Annotated in this window: 19 protein-coding genes; 10 read left to right on the top strand and 9 right to left on the bottom strand. The window is 69.1% G+C overall.

The features are described 5' to 3' along the window. Positions 1 to 22: 22 nt before the first annotated feature. Positions 23 to 1,570 carry a glutamate--cysteine ligase family protein gene (locus tag HUG10_RS05500; protein WP_179168605.1) on the bottom strand — a complete coding sequence of 516 codons (1,548 nt, stop codon included), beginning with the start codon at positions 1,568 to 1,570 and terminating at the stop codon, positions 23 to 25. 164 nt (positions 1,571 to 1,734) lie between these two features. On the opposite strand from HUG10_RS05500, the gene HUG10_RS05495 reads away from it, so the two are divergent. The 5 genes from HUG10_RS05495 (at position 1,735) to HUG10_RS05475 (ending at position 6,010) form a co-directional block, all read left to right on the top strand. Then, positions 1,735 to 2,202, top strand: coding sequence for a DUF6884 domain-containing protein (locus tag HUG10_RS05495; protein WP_179168604.1), 468 nt, complete (start codon positions 1,735 to 1,737; stop codon positions 2,200 to 2,202). A gap of 47 nt (positions 2,203 to 2,249) precedes the next feature. Next, the gene (gene ligA / locus HUG10_RS05490; RefSeq protein ID WP_179168603.1) at positions 2,250 to 3,980 is read left to right on the top strand and encodes an ATP-dependent DNA ligase LigA; all 1,731 of its coding nucleotides are present in this window, start codon (positions 2,250 to 2,252) and stop codon (positions 3,978 to 3,980) included. Between the two features lie 185 nt (positions 3,981 to 4,165). Beyond that, positions 4,166 to 4,369: a hypothetical protein gene (locus tag HUG10_RS05485; protein ID WP_179168602.1), complete on the top strand. Its 204-nt coding sequence runs from the start codon at positions 4,166 to 4,168 to the stop codon at positions 4,367 to 4,369. Positions 4,370 to 4,394: 25 nt separating this feature from the next. Next, positions 4,395 to 5,126 (top strand): MBL fold metallo-hydrolase, encoded by a 732-nt coding sequence (locus tag HUG10_RS05480; protein ID WP_179168601.1) that lies wholly within the window; start codon positions 4,395 to 4,397, stop codon positions 5,124 to 5,126. 35 nt (positions 5,127 to 5,161) lie between these two features. Then, a complete protein-coding gene (locus HUG10_RS05475) occupies positions 5,162 to 6,010 on the top strand; it encodes a zinc ribbon domain-containing protein (protein ID WP_179168600.1) in 849 nt (282 codons plus the stop codon). Here HUG10_RS05475 and HUG10_RS05470 read toward each other — a convergent pair. Both HUG10_RS05470 and HUG10_RS05465 read right to left on the bottom strand, forming a co-directional pair. Next, the gene (locus HUG10_RS05470; RefSeq protein WP_179168599.1) at positions 6,007 to 7,125 is read right to left on the bottom strand and encodes a DNA topoisomerase IV subunit A; all 1,119 of its coding nucleotides are present in this window, start codon (positions 7,123 to 7,125) and stop codon (positions 6,007 to 6,009) included. The genes HUG10_RS05475 and HUG10_RS05470 overlap by 4 nt on opposite strands. Before the next feature lies 1 nt (position 7,126). Continuing rightward, a complete protein-coding gene (locus HUG10_RS05465) occupies positions 7,127 to 9,535 on the bottom strand; it encodes a DNA topoisomerase VI subunit B (RefSeq protein WP_179168598.1) in 2,409 nt (802 codons plus the stop codon). Positions 9,536 to 9,834: 299 nt separating this feature from the next. Here HUG10_RS05465 and gyrB point away from each other — a divergent pair, with 299 nt between their 5' ends. Then, the gene (gene gyrB, locus HUG10_RS05460) at positions 9,835 to 11,769 is read left to right on the top strand and encodes a DNA topoisomerase (ATP-hydrolyzing) subunit B (protein ID WP_179168597.1); all 1,935 of its coding nucleotides are present in this window, start codon (positions 9,835 to 9,837) and stop codon (positions 11,767 to 11,769) included. A gap of 174 nt (positions 11,770 to 11,943) precedes the next feature. Next, on the top strand, positions 11,944 to 14,430 hold the full coding sequence (gyrA, locus tag HUG10_RS05455) for a DNA gyrase subunit A (protein ID WP_179168596.1): 2,487 nt from the start codon (positions 11,944 to 11,946) through the stop codon (positions 14,428 to 14,430). 28 nt (positions 14,431 to 14,458) lie between these two features. Here gyrA and HUG10_RS05450 read toward each other — a convergent pair whose 3' ends face one another. Both HUG10_RS05450 and HUG10_RS05445 read right to left on the bottom strand, forming a co-directional pair. After that, on the bottom strand, positions 14,459 to 14,869 hold the full coding sequence (locus HUG10_RS05450) for a hypothetical protein (RefSeq protein ID WP_179168595.1): 411 nt from the start codon (positions 14,867 to 14,869) through the stop codon (positions 14,459 to 14,461). A 4-nt stretch (positions 14,870 to 14,873) separates the two neighbouring features. Further along, positions 14,874 to 15,776, bottom strand: a complete 903-nt coding sequence (locus HUG10_RS05445) for a DUF7504 family protein (protein ID WP_179168594.1) — start codon at positions 15,774 to 15,776, stop codon at positions 14,874 to 14,876. A gap of 288 nt (positions 15,777 to 16,064) precedes the next feature. On the opposite strand from HUG10_RS05445, the gene HUG10_RS05440 reads away from it, so the two are divergent. After that, entirely contained in the window at positions 16,065 to 16,205 is a 141-nt protein-coding gene (locus tag HUG10_RS05440) for a DUF7503 family protein (RefSeq protein WP_179168593.1), read from the top strand. Here the strand turns inward: HUG10_RS05440 and HUG10_RS05435 are convergent. The 3 genes from HUG10_RS05435 to rocF form a co-directional block, all read right to left on the bottom strand. Beyond that, a complete protein-coding gene (locus HUG10_RS05435; protein ID WP_179168592.1) occupies positions 16,193 to 18,277 on the bottom strand; it encodes a hypothetical protein in 2,085 nt (694 codons plus the stop codon). The two genes, HUG10_RS05440 and HUG10_RS05435, sit on opposite strands and share 13 nt — an antisense overlap. A 117-nt stretch (positions 18,278 to 18,394) precedes the next feature. After that, positions 18,395 to 18,982: a SprT-like domain-containing protein gene (locus HUG10_RS05430; RefSeq protein ID WP_179168591.1), complete on the bottom strand. Its 588-nt coding sequence runs from the start codon at positions 18,980 to 18,982 to the stop codon at positions 18,395 to 18,397. Between the two features lie 314 nt (positions 18,983 to 19,296). Further along, entirely contained in the window at positions 19,297 to 20,202 is a 906-nt protein-coding gene (rocF, locus tag HUG10_RS05425; RefSeq protein ID WP_179168590.1) for an arginase, read from the bottom strand. A gap of 196 nt (positions 20,203 to 20,398) precedes the next feature. Between rocF and HUG10_RS05420 the strand changes: the two genes are divergently transcribed. Next, positions 20,399 to 21,682, top strand: coding sequence for a TIGR00341 family protein (locus tag HUG10_RS05420; RefSeq protein WP_179168589.1), 1,284 nt, complete (start codon positions 20,399 to 20,401; stop codon positions 21,680 to 21,682). Positions 21,683 to 21,723: 41 nt separating this feature from the next. On the opposite strand, the gene HUG10_RS05415 is transcribed toward HUG10_RS05420, so the two are convergent. Then, positions 21,724 to 22,638: an NAD-dependent epimerase/dehydratase family protein gene (locus tag HUG10_RS05415; RefSeq protein WP_179168588.1), complete on the bottom strand. Its 915-nt coding sequence runs from the start codon at positions 22,636 to 22,638 to the stop codon at positions 21,724 to 21,726. Positions 22,639 to 22,744: 106 nt separating this feature from the next. Here HUG10_RS05415 and HUG10_RS05410 point away from each other — a divergent pair, with 106 nt between their 5' ends. After that, entirely contained in the window at positions 22,745 to 23,278 is a 534-nt protein-coding gene (locus HUG10_RS05410; protein ID WP_179168587.1) for an HTH domain-containing protein, read from the top strand. Positions 23,279 to 23,349 lie beyond the last annotated feature (71 nt).

The raw sequence follows: 23,349 nt of genomic DNA, 5'->3' as shown, positions 1-23,349 counted from the left end.
AACTCGAGCGGTTACCGACCGGCTACCAGTCGGCGAAGCACCCGTCGAGCAGGGTGTCCGTCTGGCGCGCGATGTACTCGCGTTGCATCCCCGTGACCGCCTCGTCGAAGTCGTCGCCGTCCGCGAGTCGGTCGCGGACCTCCGCACGCTTCCAGCCGGCCGGCGTCACCCCGGTCTCGACGCGGTGCCGCAACGGTGCGAGGTGGCGCTTCGCCGTCTCCTCGTCGCACCCCGCGTCCTCGAGGCCGGCCTCGGCGTGCGCGAGCAGGTCCTCGAACACGGCCTCGCGAGAGGTCGTCTCCGCGCCGTCCGTCGTGACCCACGTCAGATCGGCGTCGATGCCGTCCTCGACTGCGGCGGAGAAGTTCGCCTCGGCGGTCGCCCAGTCCTGGTCGGCGACCGGATGGCGCCGGCGGGAGAGGCTCTCCATCAGGCCGGCGAACGCGGCCAGGAAGGCGACGGAGTCCCGGACCGTGGGCTGGGCGGGCAGGGGGCGGAACTCGATGCGGGCGTTCGCGTCCGAACGCGTCGCCCCGTCGAACACCGGCCGGACCCACCGCCAGTAGGTCCCGTGCTTGCGCCGGAGGGTCGCGAAGGCGTCGTCGAACCGGTCCCCGCCGCCGACGGGCATCGGGACGATCGTCGCGTCCGCGGCGATGCGGTCGACCGCATCCGCCACGGTGTCGAGGTCGTCCGGGAACCGGACCTTCTCGCCCGCGTCGCCGCCGTTCATCACGGACTCGAAGACGGGGATGCGGTTCTCGTGCCACCCGTCGTCCAGGATCTCCTCCGGCGACGCGTCGTCGGCGTACAGGTCCGGCGGGAAGAACGGGGAGTTGACGGCGAGCGCGAGCAGCGGTCCGGCCACCCTGAGCGCGATGTTGTGGTACGTCGGGACGTCCTCGGCGTTGGGCACCTGGTAGTGGGGCTGGATGGACGTGATGAGGCTCTCTGGCATCACGGTGTCGGCCTCCAGTTCCACGTGGGGGGCCTCGATGGCGAACGTCTCCGCGGTCGCCGGGCCGTTCGCCATCGCGTGGTACCTGACGGAGTCGCTCATGTTGGTCGCCACCCGGACGCCGTCGTCGACGACGGAGTCGGCGAGGTAGCCGCGCGCCGTCTCACCGGCCGGCGGGATCGTCCACATCCCGTCGCTCACGAGTCGCATCCCCTCCGCGGCCGTCGTCTCCTGGGCGGCCGAGAGCCGCGCGCGCACCTCGGCACCCTGCGCCCGGAGGCCGTGATCGTTCAGCGGCTGCGGGCTGGTCGTCATCTCCGCGTTGTGCAGTCCCAGTTCCTTCTCGAACCCGATGAGGTCGAGCAGGCGCCGGGGGACCCGCGTGAGCGAGTACGCCTCCACGGGCCCCTCGTCGCCGCGCCACCGCCCCTCGGAGACGGCGTAGAACTCGTACTCGAGCCCGACGATCGACTGGTGGTTGTCGAACGCCCCCTCCCGGAGCAGCGCCTTCACGGTCTCCGCGTCGACGGCGGCCTGGTGGCCGAACTCCTCGAGGTCCACGTCCAGCACGTCTTCCACCCGCCCGGCGAGACCGACGTCACCCTCTTCCATGCCCCCGATTCCGCTCCCGTCCCCCTTGAACGCGTTGGGTGATATGGCGGGCTGAGCAGGAACGCGATCGACGACCGTACTGGAAACTCGAGGACGTGAGCGGGACGCCGGGCGCGTGGCTGGTGTGGGAAGCGTTAAATCCCGCGACGGGCGAGATGGGGGGAATGCCGACGCTCGGACTCGTCCAGGCCGGTTCGGACGCGCCACGCGAGCCGACCCCCGCCGGGACGGCGTACGACACGGAGTTCTTCCGCCTGAAGCGCGAGTTCGCCCGGATCAGTTACGACGAGTGGCTCGTCGTATCGGGACCACACGGGCTGGTGGAGCCCGACGAGACGGTCGAGTGCGAGGGGGTCCGCTTCGCCGACATGGAGCCGGCCGGGCGCGCCCGGTGGGCGATGGGCGTCGTGACCGACCTCGCGGCGAGGGTCCGCCGGAACGAGTACGACGAGGTCGCCGTGCTCGCCGACCGCGACGTCCGCGAAACGCTGATCGAACGCGGCGGCCTCCGCACGCGTATCGGCGCCGCGGGGGCGACGACGGTCGAACCGCTCGCCGGCCTCGGCGGGGAGGAGCGGCAGCGAACCTGGCTCGCGGAGCAGCTGGCGATCCGGCGGCAGCGAGGGGAGTAGCCGGCCGGAGTCGGCGGGTTTATTCGCGACGGCCGGCGAACGACGGTATGGATTTCGCGGCCTTCGCCGACCGCGCGGACGCGCTCGAGGCCGAGGAGGCCGACCTCGCGACCGTCGGCCTCGCGGCGGCCGCGCTCGCGGACGCGGACGACGACCTCGCGGTCGTCGCACGGTTCCTCCAGGGGAAGGTGTTCCCGGGCTGGGACACCCGCAAGCTCGCCGTCGGCCCGTCGCTGTGTCACGAGGCGATCGCCCGCGCCGCCGGCACGAACGTCACCGCGGACGACGTCGAGGATCGGCTCGCCGAGACCGGCGAGATCGGCGCCGTCGCCGCGAGCTACGACTTCGGCGGGCAGACGGGGCTCGCCGCCTTCGGCAGCGACGCCGGCGGTGGCCCGGACGACGGCGGTTCGGGCGGCGACCTCACCGTCCGCGAGGTGTTCGAGGCGTTCGAGCGCGTCGCCGCCGCCGAGGGCGACGGGAGCGAGGACACCCGGCGGGACACCCTGTTCGGGCTGTTCAACCGCGCCTCGCCGGCCGAGGCGAAGTACCTCGCCCGGCTCGTCCTCGGGGAGATGCGGATCGGCGTCGGGGGCGGGACCGTCCGCGACGCGATCGCCGAGGCATTCCTCGGGGCGAACGTCACGACCCCGGTCGAGGAGCGCGACGAGGACGACGACACCGAGGAGCTGGTCGCCGCCGTCGAGGGAGCACTCCAGGTGACGAACGACTACGGCCGGGTCGCCGAACTCGCCCGCGACGAGGGGGTGTCGGGCCTCCGCGACGTCTCGCTGGCGGTCGGCCGCCCCGTCCGTGCGATGCTCGCGCAGGCCGGCGGCGTGACGGATGCGCTGGAGGAGTGGGACGCGGTGGCCGTCGAGACGAAGTACGACGGCGCCCGCGTCCAGCTGCACTACGACGGCGAGGAGACGAGCGTCTACTCGCGGAACATGGAGGACGTGACCGACGCCCTCCCGGAACTCGTCGAGCACGCGGACGAGCACCTCGCCGCGCCGGCCATCGTCGACGGCGAGGCGGTCGCGGTGGACGAGGACGGCGAGCCGCTGCCGTTCCAGGAGATCCTCCGCCGGTTCCGTCGGAAGTACGAGGTCGACCGACTGCGCGAGGAGGTGACGGTCGAACTCCGCGCGTTCGACTGCCTGCACGCGGACGGCGAGGACCTCCTCGACGCCCCCCTCACCGAACGGTACGCGCGGCTCTCGGACGTGCTCGCCGTGGGCGTCTCGGAGCTGCTCGTCACGGAGGACCCCGAGCGGATCGAGACGGTGGAGGCGAAGTCGCTGGCGGCGGGTCACGAGGGGATCATGCTGAAGAACCCGGACTCGACGTACTCGCCGGGCAAGCGCGGGCGGAACTGGCTCAAGCGCAAGCCCGACGTGGAGACGCTCGACCTGGTCGTCACCGGCGCGGAGTGGGGCGAGGGCCGCCGCGCGAACCTGCTCGGGACGTTCCTGCTGTCCGCGCGGGACGGCGACGGGTTCGAGACGATCGGCAAGGTAGCGACGGGCATCACCGACGAGGAGCTGGTCGAACTGACCGACCGCCTCGAACCCCACGTCGTGCGCGAGCGAGGGACGGACGTGGAGATCCGCCCGGCGATCGTCTTCGAGGTCGGCTACGAGGAGATCCAGCGATCCCCGACGTACTCCTCCGGCTACGCCCTCCGTTTCCCGCGGTTCGTCGAGGTGCGCGAGGACAAGGACCCCGACGACGCCGACTCGCTGGAGCGCGTGGAGCGACTCGCGGACGCGCAGTGAGCTGTTCTCCCGGTACGACTGCCCGAACAACCGCGGGCGACGTTGGCGACGATCGCTACGGGTGGGACTGAAAGGGGCCGCGGGGCTTTCGCGGTCGGGTCAACCCAGTACTCCGTACGGATGCCAAAAGGATCGAACGCGACAGAGACGGTAAGACACTTCAGCCGACCACGCACACAGCCATCATGAGCATCCGCGGCGTCGTCGCCGACAACCCGATGCCGGTGCTGTTCTCGGTCGCGTTCGTCGCCGTGCTGGTCGCCACCGTCGCCTCGGCCCTGACGACCGACGACGTCGTGACGACGCTCCGACTCGGCGCGCTCGCCGCCGTCCTGCTGTTCTTCGCGGCGGGGTTCTGGGCCGGCCCGGTCGGCGAACGGTACCTGTAAATCTCGCGGCCGAACACCCACACGCATGACCATCCGCCACGACTCGCTGTCGGTCGAGTGGCGCGGCTACGCCACGGTCCGCATCGAGACGACGTCCGGGTTCGTCGTCTACCTCGACCCCGGCCGGTACGGCGTGCTCGACGATTACCCGAAGGACGGCGACCTGGTCTGCGTCACGCACGACCACCACTACGACAGCGACGGAATCGAGCGCGTCGCCGCGCGGGACGCGACCGTCGTCGTCTACGAGGGGGTCGACGCCGACCGGATCGATCGCGACGTGGTCCCGGTCGCGAACCTCGACCGGGCGGTCGAGCGCGTCGGCGAGGAGGACCGCATCTCGGTCGGCGCCGTCGACGTCTGGACCGTCCCGGCGTACAACGACCCGGACGGCCCGCACGCCCGCGCGGACGGGACCGTCCCGCACCCGCTCGGCCTCGGCGTCGGCTATCGGCTGTCGATCGACGGCGTCTCCGTCTTCTGGCCCGGGGACGGCGACGCGCTCGACGCCTACGCTGAACTCGACGTCTCGCTGTTCCTCGCCAACATCGGCGGCGGGTCGGTCCCGGACCGGCACGAGAGCGCCGACCTCGCCGAGCGCATGGACCCGGACCTCGTGCTCCCGGTCCACTACGGGACGTCGGAGTCGCTGGCGGCCGACTCGGCCGCGTTCGCGGCCGACGTGGCCGGTCGCGGCGTTCCGGTCGTCCTCGACGAGCGCGGCGTCGAACTGTCGGAGGTGGACGCCCCCGCGTAAGGTTCTTCGCCCCCGGTGTCCGAGTCCAACGTAGCGTGCCCTCCGGCGATCGCTACTGCTCGGCCTGCGGCGCACGACTCACACCCGGTGACCGGTTCTGCTCGCAGTGCGGCAACGGGGTCGATACCGGCGGCTCCGCCGGCGGTTCGGCGAGTTCCGGGTCGTCCCTCGACGCCGACCGGGCGTGGCTCCGCCGCCGCGTCGAGGACTATCGGGTGCGCGGCTGGACGCTCGAACACGACCACGGCGACCGCGTGGTGCTCGTCGACAGGGGGTTCGGGTCGCTCCCGGTCCACTTCGTCCTGCTGCTGCTCACGGGCGGCGTCGGGAACGTCCTCTACGCATGGTACCGCCACACCTCCGGAGCGCCCCGCCGGGAGATCCGCGCCGACGGCTCCGAGCGCTCGTACCCCGACGACGCCCGCCTGGGCGTGGACCCCTGGATGGCCGCCGGCGCCGTACTCGGCTTCCTGTTCGTCGTCACCGCCGCACTCACGTTCGCGGCCGGCGCCGCCTCCGCCGCGTCCGGGCCGCTCGTGCTGGTCACCGGCGTGCTGTTCCTCGCGATCGCCCTCGGGGTGACCTACTTCCCGCTCGCCGCGCGGCAGGGCAACGTCCCGCTCTCGACGGTCGGGCGGAAACGGACGGTCTCGACCGACCGCGTCCGCAACCCTCCGGAGCCGTGTGCGGCCTGCGGCGACCGGGTCCGATCGGGGGTGCGTCGCGCCTACGCGGACCGGTGGTACCTCGCGGGGCTACCGCTCCGAACGTACGAGTCGGGCGAGAACGTGTACTGTCGCGAGTGTTTCGAGGGTGAGAGCGACACCGACGGTCCGGACGTGGAAGCCGAACTCGACGAGTCGACCGAGACCGAGCGCGCCTAGAGGACGCCCATCTCCTTCAGCCGGTCGGGGAGGTACGTGTCGGTCACGAAGTCGAGGCCGCGCGAGGCGAGCGCCTGCTGCTCGGACTTCTTCCCGATGTCGAGCTGGAGCTCGATCTGCTCCTCCCAGAAGTCGGTCTGGAAGCGCGGGTCGTCGAGTTCCGACTCGAGCGCGTTGACGTCCGAGTCCGACAGCGGGTCGGTCGGGAGGTCGTACTCCACGATGTCCTGCGGGCGGATGCCGACGTACTGGGCCTCGGGCGTCGCGAGGTACTCCGAGAGGTGCGCGGACTTGATGGAGCCGTACGCGACCGAGCCGAAGATGCGGTAGGACCACGGGTCACCGTCTGTGAACACCAGCACCGGGAGGTCGAGTTCGTCGTGGAGGCGCTTGGTGATGCGCCGGGTCGCTCGGGCTGGCTGGCCCTTCAGGTGGACGACGAGGCAGTTGTAGTCGTCGTCGAACCCGTTCTCGACGAGCCGGTCGCGCATCCCGCCGGTCTCGACGCACATGACGAAGTCGATGTCGTGGTCGAGGAACTCGATGGTGTCCGGGTTGTTGGGGATCTGGTAGCCCCCCTCGCCAACGTCCTCCTGGCAGTGGATCTCGCGCTCGCCGCGTCGGGTCTGCTCCCTGAGGAGGAGCGGCCCCATCAGCGTCGCGCCGGACTCCTCCGGGCGCATGTGGAAGTCCTCGCGGGTGACCTCGGAGACGATCTCGAGGTCCTCCACGAGCTGGTTCGACTCGTCCTGGTCGCTGAACTGGGCGTCCTCGGAGTCCCACGACTCGCTGAGGTAGTACAGCTCACGCAGGGTGGACGAGCGGTCCTCCTCCAGTTGCTGGGCGAGGAAGTCGACCGTGTAGATCGCCTTCAGGAGCTTCCGCGCCCCGCGGACGGAGTTGGCCGTCCGTGAGGAGGTGCGGTCGCCGTACACCCAGACGTCGCTGTCCTCGTCGAAGACGATGTTGCTCTTCGTCCGGGTCGGGAGCGTCATCCGCGGGACGTCTCCCTGGTCGAACTGGTCGTAGAACTCGGCGGCGAGCTCCACGAGCTGTTCGCGGGCCCGCTCCTCGTTCAGCTGTGCGTCCGTCTCTCCGTTCGAATCAGTGCTCATGTTACGCGTTCACCGTGAGTTTCTCCGCCTCGACGCCGTCGACGTTCACGTCGAACTCGGCGTCCTCGTCCACCGCGTACTCCAGGGTCGCCTCCTCCCCGCCGGGGATGCTCGGCGACCACTTCACGAACCACTCGCCGTCGAGGTCGACGACCGTCGCGTCGTCGGGGAGGTCGCTCGGCTCCGCCGACACGATGTCGGTCACGTCGGGCTCCTCGGTCCGGTCGGAGTGGTTCTCGATCACGAGTCGGACGAGGTCGCCGTCCCGCTCGCGCTCGATGCTGACGTTGTTCATGATGCGCGCCATCGCGCCGTCGATGTTCGGCCGGTCGCGGCCGGTGACCTCGGCGACCTTGTCGGCCATCTCGGGGAGGATGCGCCCGAGCACGTCCTGCTTCTGGCGGCGCTTCTGGAGCGACCGCCGCTTGTTGAGGTACGACTTCAGCTCGCGGGCGGCCTCCCGGACCGCGAGTTCGATCTCGTCCTCGATCGCCGGGATGTTCGCGAGCGCGTCCTTCGACTCGCTCGTGAACGGGACGTTCGTGGAGGCGACGTGGATCATGATCACGGCCGGCCCGTTCGGCATCCCCGAGCCGCCGGGCTGGTCGAGCCCGTAGTTCCGCCAGCCGATGGACTTCACCACGTCGGTCGTCGCGCAGGCGCCGCGCTGGTACACAAGCGGGACGCGGTTCGCGAACCGGAGTAGCTCGACCTGTCCCTCCGACCCCAGTTCGCCGCCGTAGGCGATGCCGGCCTCGACGATGAACGGGTCGCCGCCGTGGACGTCGGCGTCGCGGGTCGCCGCGGCGTAGAAGTCCGCGTCGAACTCCTTCTTCAGCCCGGCCTCGACGAGTTCGTCGGTGATGGGCGCGAGACAGTCGGTCGGCGGGGCGAGGATGTCCGTCTCGCGCATCCCCTCCAGCAGCGCGGAGGCCGAGTCCCGGTCGGCGGCGACCTCCCGCACCTTCGGGAGGTCGTCCGGGACGGTCCGCATCCGGGACCAGAGCACGTCGACGACGTTCTCACGTGCGGTCTCCCCGAACGTCGCGTCGTCGTACTCCTCGGTGTCGGCCGCGGCCTCGTCGACCCACGCCCGGAGGGTCCGTTGCGTCGCGCGGTGCCGCTCGTCGCCGGCGGCGACGCGGCGGGCCAGCCGTTCGGCGACCCCGTGCTTCGTCGCGTCGTCCTTCCGCGTGGACGTGGCCTCGTCGACGACGGCGTACAGATCCGACGAGAGCCGGTCGAGCTCCTCGTCGGGGTCGAAGCCGGTCAGCTCCGCCCAGGCGGCCTCCACCGCGTTCTCCCGGACGGTGGTGCCGAACGTCACGCCGTACTCGTCCTCGGTCGCGTCGGCGACGTTGTCGACGACCTCGACGAGTTCGTGGTGGGCCGTGAGGTCGCGTTCGGCGAGCGTCCCCGTCACCTCCTCGGCGAAAAAGCCCGTCGCGTCGGCGCCCTTGTTCGACACCGCCTCGGTGAGCGCCGCCTCGAGGTCGGCGTCGGGGCCGGCGCTCCAGCCCATCGCGCGCCCGAAGTGGCGGTCACGGAAGCCGGCACACACCTTGTCGGCCGTCTTCTTGCCGACGCGGGTGAACTCCTCCTGGAGGAACCCCGAGACGCTGTAGGACTCGGTCGCCTCGAGCATCTTGATGAGCGTGCCGAGCTCCACGCCGTGGGGGTGGGGTCGGATCTCCTCGGTCTCGGCCGGGAGCTGGTCGGTGCCGCGCTCGAACTTCAGCGGCTCGTCGCTTCCGGGCTCGCGGAGTTCGAGCCGCGCGTGGGGGTTGACGACCGCGGTGTGCTTGATGTAGTCGTGGAGCTGCGCCCTGGCGCGCATGTTCGCCTCCATCTCGATCTCGATACGCGTGCCGTGCGATCGGTCCCAGGAGGTCGGCTCGTCGGCCTTGATCTCGGGCTCGTTCGTGTCGGTGTCGATGATGAGCTCGAAGTACTGCGCCTGGGCGTCGCCCTTCGGCCGGCTGGTGATCTTCGCGGGCTTCCCGGAGGTGAGCTGGGAGTAGAGGACGGCCGCGGAGATGCCGATCCCCTGCTGACCCCGGGACTGTTCGCGGGCGTGGAAGCGGGACCCGTACAGCAGCTTCCCGAACACCTTCGGGAGCTGTTCCTTCGTGATGCCCGGCCCGTTGTCCTCGACGACGAGGCGGTAGTAGTCGCCTACCTCCCGGATCTCGACGTAGATGTCCGGCCGGATGCCGGCCTCCTCGCAGGCGTCGAGGGCGTTGTCGACCGCCTCCTTGACGGCGGTGACGAGCCCCCGGGCTCCCGAGTCGAAGCCGAGCATGTGCTTGTTCTTCTCGAAGAACTCGGCGATGGAGATCTCGCGCTGGCCCTCCGCCAACTCGTCGGCGATCCCCTCCTCCTCGCCGAGCTGCGACTGGAACGATGACATTCTCGTGGACACCCCTACCGGGCGGGGGCTTAAAACGGCTTCTCCAGCGGAGTGTAAGTGAAACCGCCGGGCGAAACGGCCGTGTTCGCCGCCTTCCGGTCGGCAGGTTAGCCCGGAACCTACCGGCGAGTCGGCGATCCGGAGCACCCGCGGTCGGCGGTGGCTAGAACTCGTCCGATCCGGGGATAGTTCGGCATTCTGCTCCCCGACCGGTCAGTCCCACCGACTGTTTTCTTCGCTCTCACGCGCGCGTGCGAGAACTTTAAGAGACGGGGCACACTACACCGGGTAAGGTTCCTATGTCAGGTTCAGGGGATAGTGAGTACGGCGCCGGGCAGATCCAGGTCCTGGAGGGGCTCCAGGCCGTTCGGAAGCGTCCGGCGATGTACATCGGCTCTACCGACGCTCGTGGCCTCCATCACCTCGTCTACGAGGTCGTCGACAACTCGATCGACGAGGCGCTCGCGGGCCACTGTAACGAGATCGAGGTAACGGTCCACGACGACGACTCCGTCTCGGTGCGCGACGACGGCCGGGGCATCCCGGTCGACGTCCACGAGAAGTACGACCGCCCCGCCCTGGAGGTCATCATGACCGTCCTCCACGCCGGCGGGAAGTTCGACAACAAGTCCTACCAGGTGTCGGGCGGCCTGCACGGCGTCGGCGTCTCCGTGGTGAACGCCCTCAGTTCGAAGCTCACCGTCGAGGTGAAACGCGACGGCGCGGTCTGGCGCCACGAGTTCGACCGCGGCGAACCCGACCAGAACGCCTTCGAGCGCGTCCGCGACATGGACGCCGACGAGGGGACGGGCACGCACATCCGGTTCTGGCCGGACGACGAGATCTTCGAGACGCGCGAGTTCAGCTTCGACACGCTGGGGAACCGCCTCCGCGAACTGGCGTTCCTGAACTCGGGCGTCCGGATCACGCTGACGGACGAGCGCGACGGGACCGCGGAGACGTTCCACTACGAGGGCGGCATCCGCGAGTTCGTCGGCTACCTCAACGAGACGCGCACGCCGCTCCACCCCGACGTCATCTACTTCGACGCCGAGGAGGTCGTCGAGGACGGGCCGGTGCAGGTCGAGGTGGCGATGCAGGCCACCGACGAGCTCCAGGGCTCGGTCCACGCGTTCGCCAACAACATCAACACCCGCGAGGGCGGGACCCACCTCACCGGGTTCAAGACCGCGCTCACCCGGGTCGTCAACGACTACGCGAACGAGAACGGACTCATCGGCGACATCGACGGCAACCTGAAGGGGGAGGACGTCCGCGAGGGGCTCACCGCCGTCATCTCCGTCAAGCACCCCGACCCGCAGTTCGAGGGGCAGACGAAGACGAAGCTCGGCAACTCGGAGGTCCGCGGCGTCGTCGAGTCCTCGGTCCACGAGCACCTCGGGACGTTCTTCGAGGAGCACCCCGACGTCGCCGAGGCGGTCGTCAGCAAGGCGGCAGAGGCCGCTCGCGCCCGCCAGGCGGCGAAGAAGGCCGAGGAGCTCACCCGCCGGAAGTCGGCGCTCGAGTCGACCGCGCTGCCCGGCAAACTCGCCGACTGCCAGTCGCGCGACCCGAGCGAGGCCGAACTGTTCATCGTGGAGGGCGACTCCGCGGGCGGGTCGACCAAGCAGGCCCGCAACCCGGACAACCAGGCTGTGCTCCCCATCCGCGGGAAGGTGCTGAACGTCGAGAAGCACCGCCTCGACCGCGTGCTGGAGAACGACCAGATCCGCAACATCGTCACCGCCGTCGGCACCGGCATCGGCGACGAGTTCGACATCGACGACGCGCGGTACCACAAGATCATCATGGCGACCGACGCAGACGTGGACGGCGCGCACATCCGGACGCTGCTGCTCACGTTCTTCTACCGCCACATGCGCCCGCTGCTCGAGGCCGGCTACCTGTACGCGACGAAGCCGCCGCTCTACCGCATCCGCTACCGCGGGAACACGTACGACGCCATGACCGAGGCGGACAGGGAGCGCATCATCGAGGAGAAGTGCGACGGCAACCCGACCCAGATCCAGCGGTTCAAGGGGCTCGGCGAGATGAACCCCGAACAGCTCTGGGACACGACGATGGACCCGGAGAAGCGCATCCTGAAGCAGATCACCGTCGACGACGCCGCCGCGGCGGACCGGATGTTCAACGTCCTGATGGGGGACGCCGTCGAACCGCGGAAGCAGTTCATCAAGGACCACGCTCCCGAGGCGGAGTGGGTCGACATCTGAGATGGGATCGACGATGATTCGCGTTCCATGGGAGCGACGATTCCGGGACGACCGCGGTGACGGGCGAACACCCACCGGCCCTCGGGTCGGGCGGGATTCCGTGACCGGTACCGGCAGTTCCGGTAGCGACGAATCGACGGACGGCCGAGTTTACGACGACGAAACCAGACACGAATGAGCTCAGAACCACCAGTCGACCCGGGCGACGTCAGAGCCGCGCAGGTCGAACACGTCCGTATCGAGGACGAGATGGAACAGTCGTACATCGACTACGCGATGTCCGTCATCGCCGGCCGGGCGCTCCCGGACGTGCGTGACGGCCTGAAGCCGGTCCACCGGCGCATCCTCTACGCGATGCACGAGATGGGCCTCAGCTCCAACACGGGCCACCGGAAGTCCTCCTCCATCGTCGGCGAGACGATGGGCGATTACCACCCGCACGGGGACGCGGCCATCTACGACACGCTCGTCGGAATGGCCCAGGACTTCTCCATGCGCTACCCGCTCATCGACGGGCAGGGGAACTTCGGCTCGATGGACGGCGACCCCGCCGCGGCGCCCCGGTACACGGAGGCCCGGATGGCCCCCATCGCCGAGGAGCTGCTCGAGGACATCGAGCGCGACACCGTCGACTTCTCCTCCAACTACGACGACCGCCTCCAGGAGCCCGACGTGCTCCCCGCGGCGTACCCGAACCTGCTCGTCAACGGCTCGACCGGCATCGCGGTCGGGATGTCGACGAAGGTCCCGCCGCACAACCTCGGCGAGGTGATCGACGCGACGATCGAACTCATCGACGACCCGGACGCGGGGCTCGCGGACCTGATGCAGCACGTCAAGGGTCCGGACTTCCCGACCGGCGCGAACATCGTCGGGCGCAACGCGGTCCAGAAGGCGTACGCGACCGGACGCGGCCGGGTCCGCGTCCGCGCCGAGTTCGAGACGGAGGAGTTCGACGGCGACCGCAAGCGCATCGTCGTCACGGAGATTCCCTACCAGGAGAACAAGGCGCGACTCGTCGAGCGCATCGCCGAGGACGTGAACGAGGGCGTCATCGAGGGCATCTCAGACCTCCGCGACGAGTCCGACCGCGACGGCGTCCGCGTCGTCGTCGAGCTGAAGCGCGGCGCCAACGTCGAGGTGGTGAAGAACCAGCTCGTCGAGCACCACCTCGAGACGACGTTCGGCGTCATCAACCTCGCGCTGGTCGACGGCCAGCCGCGCGTGCTCACCCTGAAGGAGACGCTCGAGGAGTACATCAAGCACCGCAAGGAGGTCGTCACCCGCCGGACCGAGCACGAACTCGGGGAGGCGGAGGACCGCGCCCACATCCTCGAGGGGCGGCTCAAGGCACTCGACAACGTCGAGGACGTCGTCGAGACGATCCGCGAGAGCGAGGACCGCGACGCCGCGAAGGCGGCGCTGCGCGAGACCTTCGACTTCTCGCAGGCGCAGGCGGAGCACATCGTCCGGATGCAGCTCGGCTCGCTCACCTCGCTCGAGGCGGCCGAGATCGAGGAGGAGTACGAGGAGGTGACCGCCCGCATCGAGCGGCTGGAGGAGATCCTCGGCTCCGAGTCCGAGCTCATGTCGGTCATCAAGACCGAGCTCCGCGAGATCAGGGAGGAGTACGACGACGACCGCCGGACGGGCTTCGTCGAGGACACCGGCTCGGTCACCCACGAGGACCTCATCCCCGAGGAGGAGTCCGTCGTCGTCGTCAGCGAGGACGACTACATCAAGCGGATGCCCGCGGCCGACTTCCGCGCGCAGAACCGCGGCGGCAAGGGCATCATCGGCGCGGACCTGAAGGAGGGCGACCGCGTCTCCTCGGTGTTCCTCGCCTCCACGCACGACTACCTGCTCTGTTTCACTACCCACGGACAGGTGTACCAGCTGAAGACGTACGAGGTGCCGGAGATGGGCCGCACCGCCCGCGGGAAGTCGGCGGTCAACGTCCTCGACCTCGACGACGGCGAGGAGATCACCGCCGTCGTCAACTGCGACGACCTGGGAGACGAGGAGGAGTACCTCACCATGGTCACCCGCGACGGCTACGTGAAACGGACCGCCGGCGGGGACTTCGGGAACATCCTCTCGACGGGCATCCGCGCCATCAGGCTCGAGGACGGCGACGAGCTCGCCGACGTCGAGGTCACGGACGGCACCCGCGACCTCGTCATCGGCACCCGCGGCGGGATGGCCATCCGGTTCGACGAGTCCGAGGTGCGCGCGATGGGTCGGTCGGCCCGCGGGGTCTGGGGCATCGACCTGGCCGAGGACGACGCCGTCGCCGGGCTGGCGGCCTTCGACCCGGACCAGCACGACTGGGTGCTCACGGTCACGAAGAACGGCTACGGCAAGCGGACCGACCTCGCCGAGTACCGCAGGCAGAGCCGGAACGGGAAGGGGCTCATCGACATCAAGACGAACGACCGCAACGGCCCCTCGTGTGCGGTTGAGGCGGTCTCGGCCGGCGACCACCTGTTCGCGCTGAGCGAGGGCGGACAGATCATGCGCACCCGCGTCGAGGACATCTCGACGATCGGGCGCAACACGATGGGCGTGAAGGTGATGGACCTCGACCCGGAGGACAAGGTCGCCGCGGTCGACGTGCTACCGTCGGCCCGCGTCGAGGTCGGATCGTCCGACGACTCGTAGCGGGCCCGTCGGGTCGCCCCGTTTTCTCTCAGGAGTCGCGTGCGGTCGCGTGTCGCTTCCGTCGTTCCGGTGCCGATCGCTCGGAACTGCCCCCGTCCGACATCCTGAACGAGATCTCGACGGACCAGTCTGGGACGTGCGGAGACGGGAACTCGAGGCGCCAGACGCCGACCGGGTCGGCCAGTTCGTCCTCGGCGTAGGCCGTGAGCAGTAGGTCCTGGAGCGCGGTCTCGAACGCCTCGAGTCGCCGTGCGGCCGCCTCGGACCCGTCGTGGGTACGGTCGTGCGCCTCGGGGTCGTCCGACCTGATGTCGACGGCGATGTCCGGAACCCCGGGGTCCTGATGCGTGAGGACGTGCAGCCCGACGACGGGTACGTCGTGGGCGAACGCCTCCAGTACTATCAGTCCCAGGTCGCCGCGGACGTCCTCGTCGTACATCGATTCAGACCTGCTGGGTAGACTCCGCGTCCGCGAGCGCCAGGAAGGGCTCCACGCTCCCGATACGGTCGGTCGGTTCGACGACGGATCGACTCCGTTCGAACGTGACGACGCCGAGATCCGCGAGCACAGGGAGATCGCTGTGGACGAGGCCCACGTACCGCTTCTGTACGGCCTCCTCCGAGGGATCCTCCCGGACGAGCGCCCGGGCGAGTTCATCGACGTCCGTCGGTTCGTCGCGTCGTCCGAGCAGGTACCGGAGCACCCGCCACCGGCGTCTGGTTCCGAGCGCGTCGAACAGCTCCTCGGTCGGGACGGGCTCCTCCGTCGGCGCCGTCCGAACCCCGTCGGAGTCAAGTTCGATCACCGCCCCGAACCGGGACCGTATCGCGGCGAGTGCTCTCACGTCCGGGGAGACGCGGAAGACGCCGACCCCGCCGTGTGCCGAGAGCACGGACGAGAGGCGGTCGATCAGCTCGATGTAGGACTTCGGGTCGAGCCAGTCGTCCAGCGAGTCGACGTACACGCCGAGCGCCACTTCGTCGGCCGCCCACTCCTGTAACTGGCCCTGGATGCGCTCGACCAGTTCGGTCACGGTGATCGACTCGTCGAGGGACTGGACGAGCCCGAGTGCCGACTGGGACGCCCCGTCGGCGGCGACCGACCGGTCAGCGCCGCCGACCGCGAGGACGGAGAGGTCGCGGAACCGACCGCGCCCGCTCCGCTGCCACCGATCCAGCAGCGCGGCGGAGTTGCGGCCGCTGGTGACGGCGACCGCTGCTGCCTCGCGAGTCGAATCCTTCAGGATGAAGTCGATGCAGAGTTCGCCGACGTCGTCGCTCTCGTCCGCTGCGACGAGGAGCCTGTCTTCCCGCTGGAGGAGCGACGGTACTCGTTCCGTACCCATACGATTCGTACTCTTGGCGGGGTAATAAAACGGGACGTACTAAAGTTCACTCCTACGGCGTCACACGTTGCCTCATTCTGCGAACGACGCTCGACGAACGTGTCTATCCGTGGGGTATTCCACTCCCTGTTCCGGGGGGTATCTCTGCGCTAGTCGGCCCCTACCGCCGCCGACGCTTACGGATTCGGCGGGCGCACTGGGGATACGTAATCCATAACGAAACACGTCGTCGCCAACTCCGAACCGTGTCGGGGTGACCGCCGCCCCGGCTATCCGAGGTGACCACGAATGTCCGACAACGTACTGACGGCGAAGGTCGCGGAGCATCCGAAACTGATCGGCGCGCTGTTCACGCTCGTCCTCCTCTCCTCGCAGGCGGGGATGGCGATGGCGGCCACATCGGGCTGTGGGGCGTATCACGGCCCTTGATCGTTTAGTTGGTCGACGACGTTCTTGAACAACAGGTTCCCGTCGACGATAGCAGGGGGAGCAAAGCGGTCGAAGAACTGACGCGTCTCCGTCTCCCGTAATTGGAACGATCCCGACGCACCTGGTGCGAGGTGGTGTCGATCATTCGAGGGAAGGAACGGATACGTAACTGTTCCCATCCCTCCTTCCGACGGAAGAAACGTGTGAGCAATCAACTCAATTGCCCCGTCGGTAGTTCGCTCTAGTTCACACGCTATCGGCGCTCCGTTCGAGTTCTGCGCGACGTCGATCGTCCCGTCCCCCACGACGAGGTAGTGACCGCCCAGCGCGTGCCCCGACCGTGCGAGCGCGAGCGCCGCCCGCAGGGGGAACCCGCGGTTGAGCAGTCTGGCTATCGTCCGGCCGACGTCGACGGCGCCGCTGTTGATGACCTCGCTCAGCGTGACGACGCCGCCGATGGCGCCCCGCTCGACGAGTGCGACCCCCTGCTCGTACGAGCGACACCCGTTGAGGAGGAACGCGTCGACGCCGACGGCGTCGAGGCTCTCGGCGTCGAGCAGCCCGTCCCGACAGCGGAACCCCCCGGGGTCGATGTGGCCCACGTAGTGGAGGAAGTCGGCATCCGCGGCCAAGGCCCGGCGGAGCTCCGACGTCGAGAGGTCGGTCTCGACGTGGACGTCGAACGGGAGGTCGATCCCCGAGCGGTAGGCGTCGGCGGCCGCGGTCGACTCCTCGTCCATCGCCGAGTCGTTGCGGACGACGGTGATGTCGATGGGCCCCGCGTTGGGCTCCCGGCCGAGTCCGTTGCGGTAGGCGTCCGGCACCCCCTTGCTCGCGTTCCAAGGGAGCCCCGGGCCGAACCACACCTGCTCGACGGCGTTCGACTCCGGGAGCGCGACGACCGACTCGAACGGGGGATTCTCGGTACCCCGCCCCCGGGTGAAGTGGATACCGTTCTCCGCGTCCAGATAGTCCGCGACCATTCGCTCGCGGAGGTCCGACGGCGGGATCGGATCCGGTTCCACGACGCGGACGGTCGCCAGTTCGTCGACCACGAACGGGAGCGCCTCGATGCCCTCTGGGTCCGGCGAAAAGCAGGCGACGAGGCTCCACGTGGGTATCTGCTCGGCGATTTCGTCGTACGGAACCGAGAGGTACGCCGCGAGCTGTTCGGCGAGCGGCTCGTCGTACAGTCGGTCGAACTCGAGATCCACCGCGTCCGCTACCGCGGCCCGCTCCGAGAGGTCGACGCCGGCGTACCCCTCCGTCCGGAGCAGGCAGTCGAGGAAGAACACCCGCTCGAGCACGCGCCGCACCGTGGATTCGAGACTCCCCGCGCTGGTGAGGTCGTAGTCGAGTCCCGCGTCGGTGAGCAGTCGCGGCTCCTCGCCGGCGACGAGTTCAGCGCCGAGATAGTAGGCGAGCGGCGCGGCCGCGAACAGCGCCTCGACGGTCGACGGGACCGCCATCCGGACGCCCGTCTCCGGTCTCGCGATCTCGTCGGGGACGGAGAGCCGCTCGCCGAGTTCGACGAGGGGCGGGTGCCCCCGGAGCGTCGGGTAGGACCGCTCGGGCCCGGTCGTCTTCAGCGCCGACGAGAGCGACGAGATCGCGGTCCGGAGGTCGGCCGGATCGGTCGTCGTCGTGATGGTGGCCGAGGGTCGGTGGTGATACGAGCGCGCCCCGACAGTCACCGGCGTGGACTCCGGGAACGCGAGGCGGATTCCGCCGGGTCCGACCACCAGTTCCAGCGCGGAGTCGACGGTGAGGTACACCTTGACCGGCGCGTTGACCTCGACGACGTACTCCTCGGCCGGGAGTGCCCGATACTGGAGGGAGTTCGCGTCGGCGATCGCGTCGCCCGAGGCGTCCCGCACGAACAGGTCGACGAACCGGGGGAGCACGATCTCGCGGGCGGCGACGCGGACGGCCGACCCCACGGGGACCCTGAGCGCCGACGGGTCGACCTCGGTCGGCGAGACGGCCCGGTCGGTCTCGAGGACGACCCGCCGACGCTCGATCGGGTCCCTGATCTCGAGCCCCCCGTCACCTCCCTCGATTATGGGGTCCATACTGCGATACGGGACCCAGGTCGCCGGGCGGGTTATAGACACCGACGGGGTACGTTCTGGCCGGTAAATATTCATGACAACACCGTGAATAAATCTGTACCGGAACACTCCGCCTTCTCAGTCTGCCCGCGTGTCCTCGAGTTCGTAGTACGCCCCGCAGCACGCCGTCGGCCTGACCCTGCTCGCCTGCTTAGACGGCGGGAGTTCGGCGAGGCGCGTGGTCTCGCACTCTCGACAGCGGTCGAACCGGACCTCGCGGCAGTCGCGGCACCGAACGAGGTAGCGCCCGCGGTGGAATGCGGGGCAGTGGTTCTCGGTATCGACCGACTCGGCACGCCTCCGGAACCACGCACCGTGGCCTGTCGCTCCGAACCGCTGGAACTGCTCGACGTGGACGAGCTCGTGTCTGAGCGTCCGGCGCCACTCGGCCTCGTCGTACGCGTCGACCGCCCGGCGCGAACACACGATTTCGCAGGCGTGGAGGTCCTCGAACCGCGACCGGTCGAGCGCGTCGGTGTGCTCTCGCCGGGCCCGGTCCCAGTCCATCGGCTCACCGACGGCGGCACCCGGGACCTTCGGGTGCTTCACGGCGGCCGCGCGGCGCTTCGCCCGTCCGGAGACCCGCCACCCGACGCTCCGATCCAGGTTCACGTCGAAGCCGAACTCCACGACCGCCACGCGGGCGTAGCGGCGGCTGTAGGCCACGATATCCGCGTCGGTCTCGACGGCGTCGAAGTCGATATCGACCGTGACGGGGGGACGATTATCGTTCTATCGATGGACACCGACCGTGGTCGCTCCGTCGACCGGTAACGGGGCGGAGGAACTAGCGTCTGTACTGCGAGCGAGGCCGTCGGCTTCGCTCGCAGGGTTTTGGCATTACGGGAAATCGAAGATTTCCCGTCAGCAGTGGGATTCCCTCGGAATCCCACAGCATCGACGGGTTTTGCGGGGGTTCGACGAGCGCGGGCGGTGAAGCCGCCCGCGCGAGGAGGACCCCCGTCAAAAGAGGTCGCGTTCTAGAGAATGCGCTTCCCGAACGCGCTCGCGACGAGTTCGGTCGCCAGTTCCGCCGTCTCGTTGTGGTCGTCGAGTACGGGATTCACCTCGACGACCTCCATCGAGCGCAGCACGTCGGCCTCGCAGACGCGCTCCATCGCGTAGTGGGCCTCCCGGTAGGTGACGCCGCCGCGGACCGGGGTGCCGACGCCGGGGGCGATGCCGGGGTCGAGCCAGTCGAGGTCGAGGCTCACGTGGACGCTGTCGACGCCGTCGCTCGCGACAGAGAGCGCCGCCTCGACCACCTCGGTGATGCCGCGCTCGTCGATGTCCGACATCGTGTAGGCGGTCATCTCGCTGTCCCGGATCGCCTCCCGTTCGACGTCGTCGAGCGACCGGAGTCCGACGTAGACGACGTTCTCCTCGCGCAGTCCGGGCGCGTTCGCCCACCCGACGTCCGCCCACTCCTGGTAGCCGAGCACGGCCGCCATGGGCATCCCGTGGACGTTGCCCGACGGCGAGGTGGTCGGCGTGTTGTAGTCGCCGTGGGCGTCGAACCAGATGGCGCCCACCTCCGCGTCGCGGGCGCTGCCACCGAGCGTCCCGATTGCGACGGAGTGGTCGCCGCCGAGGACGAGCGGCAGCTCGCCGTCGTCGATGGTGTCGGCGACTTCGTCGGCCAGTCTGGTGCAGACCTCCTCGGTTTCGCGGAGGAACTTCGCGTTCCCCTGGCTCGGCGAGCGGTAGTCGGGGTCGCGCTCCTCGGCGCGCGGGACGAGCAGGTCGCCGGCGTCCTCCACCTCGACCCCGGCGTCGGCGAGTCCATCGGCGAGGCCGGCGTAGCGGATGGCCGACGGGCCCATATCGACGCCGCGTCGGTCCTGTCCGTAGTCCGTCGGAACGCCGATGACGCGGACTGTGGTCATGTGTCGAGTGTTCGCCGACGCGGATAAAGTGGTGTCGGAGGGATCCGATCGATGTGGCTGGGTCGCATCGAGGTCCGGGGACGGACAGTGAGATGGATTAGAAATCCGGCAGGAAACCGTACTCCACGTCCCGCCAAATGATCGCCATCCGACGAGAGGACAGAAGGTATTTTGGCGGGCTTCCAGTCGCTCCCGTATGCGACTCGTGCAGCTCCGCGTTCCTGTCGAATCCCGGGAACCCGTCCTCGAAGTTCTCGACGAGGAAGGGGTCGACCACGTCGACACACCCGAGACGGACGGCGACGCGACGCTCGTGCACTTCCCGTTGCCTACGGAGGCGGTCGAGAGCGTCCTCGACGCCGTCCACGAAGTCGGCCTCGAGGACGACGGCTACGCCGTCGTCGCGAGTGCCGAGACGGCCCGGTCGCCGCGGTTCCAGGAACTGGAGGAGCAGTACGTCGCCGGCTCCGGCGCGGAGGACGCGCTCACCGACGCGGAACTCCGCTCGAAGACGCTGAACCTCACCCCGAGCCGTCTGGTCTACTACGCGATGACGCTCCTAAGTGTGCTCGTGGCCGTCGCGGGGCTCCTGCTCGACGCACCGTCGGTCGTGGTCGGCGCGATGGTGGTCGCCCCGCAGGTCGGCGCCTCGCTGACGACCGCGGTCGGCGCGACCCTCGACGACCGGCTGATGTTCTGGAACGGCCTCCGCCTGCAGTTCTACTCCCTCCTGGGGTCCGTCCTCGCGGCTGCGCTGTTCGGCTGGGCGATCCGGAACGCGGGGTTCGTCCCGCCGATGCTCGACATCTCGACTGTCAGCCAGATCAGCTCGCGGACTTCGCCCGGGCTGCTCACGCTGCTCGTGGGGCTGTGCGCCGGCGCGGCCGGCGGGTTCAGCCTGGCGTCGGACATCCCCGAGTCACTGGTGGGCGTCGCGGTCGCGGTCGCGCTCGTCCCGGCAGCGGCGGCGGCGGGGATCGGTATCGCCTGGGGGTACCCCAGCGTCACCGTCGGCGCGAGCCTCCTGCTCGTCGTCAACGCGATCTCCATCAACGTCGCCGCGGTCGCGGTCCTCTGGGGGCTCGGCTACCGACCCTGGGAGGAAGTGGACGGACCGCTGGCGGACCTCGCCCGCGCGGCCAGATTCCGCCGCGTGCTCGTCGCGGCGGCGGTGACGGCGATCCTGCTGCTCGCGCCGGGCGCGCTCATCGCCAACCAGGTCGTGTTCGAGAACGACGCGAACGACGCCATCGAGGAGACGCTCGAGCGTCCCGAGTACGACGAACTCGAACTCGTCTCCACCCACGTCGGCTTCGGCTCCGGGACGCCCGACTCCTCGTCGATCAGCGTCACCATCGCCCGACCGGCCGACGGCGCGTACCCCCAGCTCGCGGATGCGATCAGCCGGGCGGTGGAGGTCAGAACCGGGGAGACGTCGCTCGTCGAGATCGAGTTCGTCGAGCGGACGCGCTCGGGGTAACGCGCCGGGAAGTGGGCGGGGCGACGACGGAGGGTCGGTACTCAGTCGCGATACGGCTCGCAGACGCGCCGGACGCCCTCCTCGAAGTCGATCTCCGGTTCCCAGCCGGTCGCCTCGTGGACCTTCGAGATGTCGGCCATCGTGTCGTGGACGTAGCCGTCGAACGGCGTCTCGATGTACTCCGGTTCGACGTCGGTGCCGAGCGCGTCGTTGATCATCCGCACCATCTCGTTGAAGCTGTAGCTCTCGCCGGTCCCGAGGTTGAACACGCCGTTCAACCGGTGGTCGGCGACCGTCTCGATCCCGCGGACCACGTCGTCGACGTGGGTGAAATCGCGGGTCTGCGTCCCGTCGCCGAACAGTTCGGGCGACTCGCCGTTCGCGATCCGGTCGGCGAACTGCGCGACGGTGTTCGCGTACTCGCCCTTGTGCTCCTCGGCGCCGCCGAACCCCTGGTAGACGGAGAAGAATCGGAGGCCGGCGACGTCCATGTCGTGGTGGTTGCGGTAGTAGTCCCCGTAGTGCTCGCGCGCGAGCTTCGACGCCTCGTAGCCCGTCCGCGCCTCCACCTCCATGTCCTCCGGGGACGGCTCGGTCCGACTGCCGTAGATGGAGGACGTCGACGCGTACACGACGAGGTCACACCCCTCCCGTCGGGCCTGTTCGACGGTGTTGACGAACCCCTCGACGTTCACGCGCGCCCCCTGGGCCGGATCCTCCTCGTGCATGTTCCGGGAGGACATCGCCGCGAGGTGGAACACCGCGTCGACGTCGGCGGGGAGGTCGTCGTCCAGAACGGACGCCCGAACGAACTCCACCTCGTCGTCGAGGTTGTCGGGGGTACCGAGATACAGGTCGTCCAGCGCCACGACCTCGTTCCCCTCGGCCAGCCGGTTCGCGAGGTTCGAACCGATGAACCCCGCGCCACCGGTGACGAGAATCCGCTTGCCCTGCATACACGCAGACGCCACGGCCGGCGGCAAAGTGGTACCGGTCGTTCCCGGCCAACCGCCGCACCGCGTTCCGTGGTTTTATGCGCGTTCCGGAGCATACACCACTTAAATGTCGTCAATAGAGCTCACCGACAGTCAGCGGAAGATACTCAACGAACTCGTGAACATCTTCCGCGAGGAGGAGGACGCCGTAAAGGGTGAAACGATCGCGGAGGCGGTGGGGCGCAACCCCGGCACCATCCGCAACCAGATGCAGAGCCTGAAGGCGCTCCAGCTGGTCGAGGGCGTCCCCGGCCCGAAGGGCGGGTACAAGCCGACCGCGAACGCCTTCGAGGCGCTCGACCTCCAGAGCCTCGACGAACCGGCGGCGACGCCGCTGTTCCACGAGGGCGAGAAGCTGGAGAACGTCAACGTCCAGGAGATCAACCTCACGTCGGTCCACCACCCCGAGCTCTGCCGGGCCGAGGTCCACCTGCAGGGGTCGGTCCGTGACTTCCACGAGGGCGACTCGGTGATCGTCGGCCCGACGCCGCTCTCGAAGCTCCGCATCGAGGGGACCGTCGACGGGAAGGACGACTCCGCAAGCGTCCTCATCCTGAAGATCGACGGGATGCAGGCGCCCTCCGAGCCGCCGGCGCACTGAGCGGACGATATCGAACCGCAGCGAGAAGATCCGATCGACGACTGTCGGGGTTCCTTCCGGACGGCGCGAAA

Origin of the sequence: Halorarum halophilum (assembly GCF_013401515.1) — an archaeon.
Taxonomy (GTDB): domain Archaea; phylum Halobacteriota; class Halobacteria; order Halobacteriales; family Haloferacaceae; genus Halorarum; species Halorarum halophilum.
Note: the sequence above shows the minus strand (reverse complement) of the source record. Positions and strands in the feature narration are given on the sequence as shown.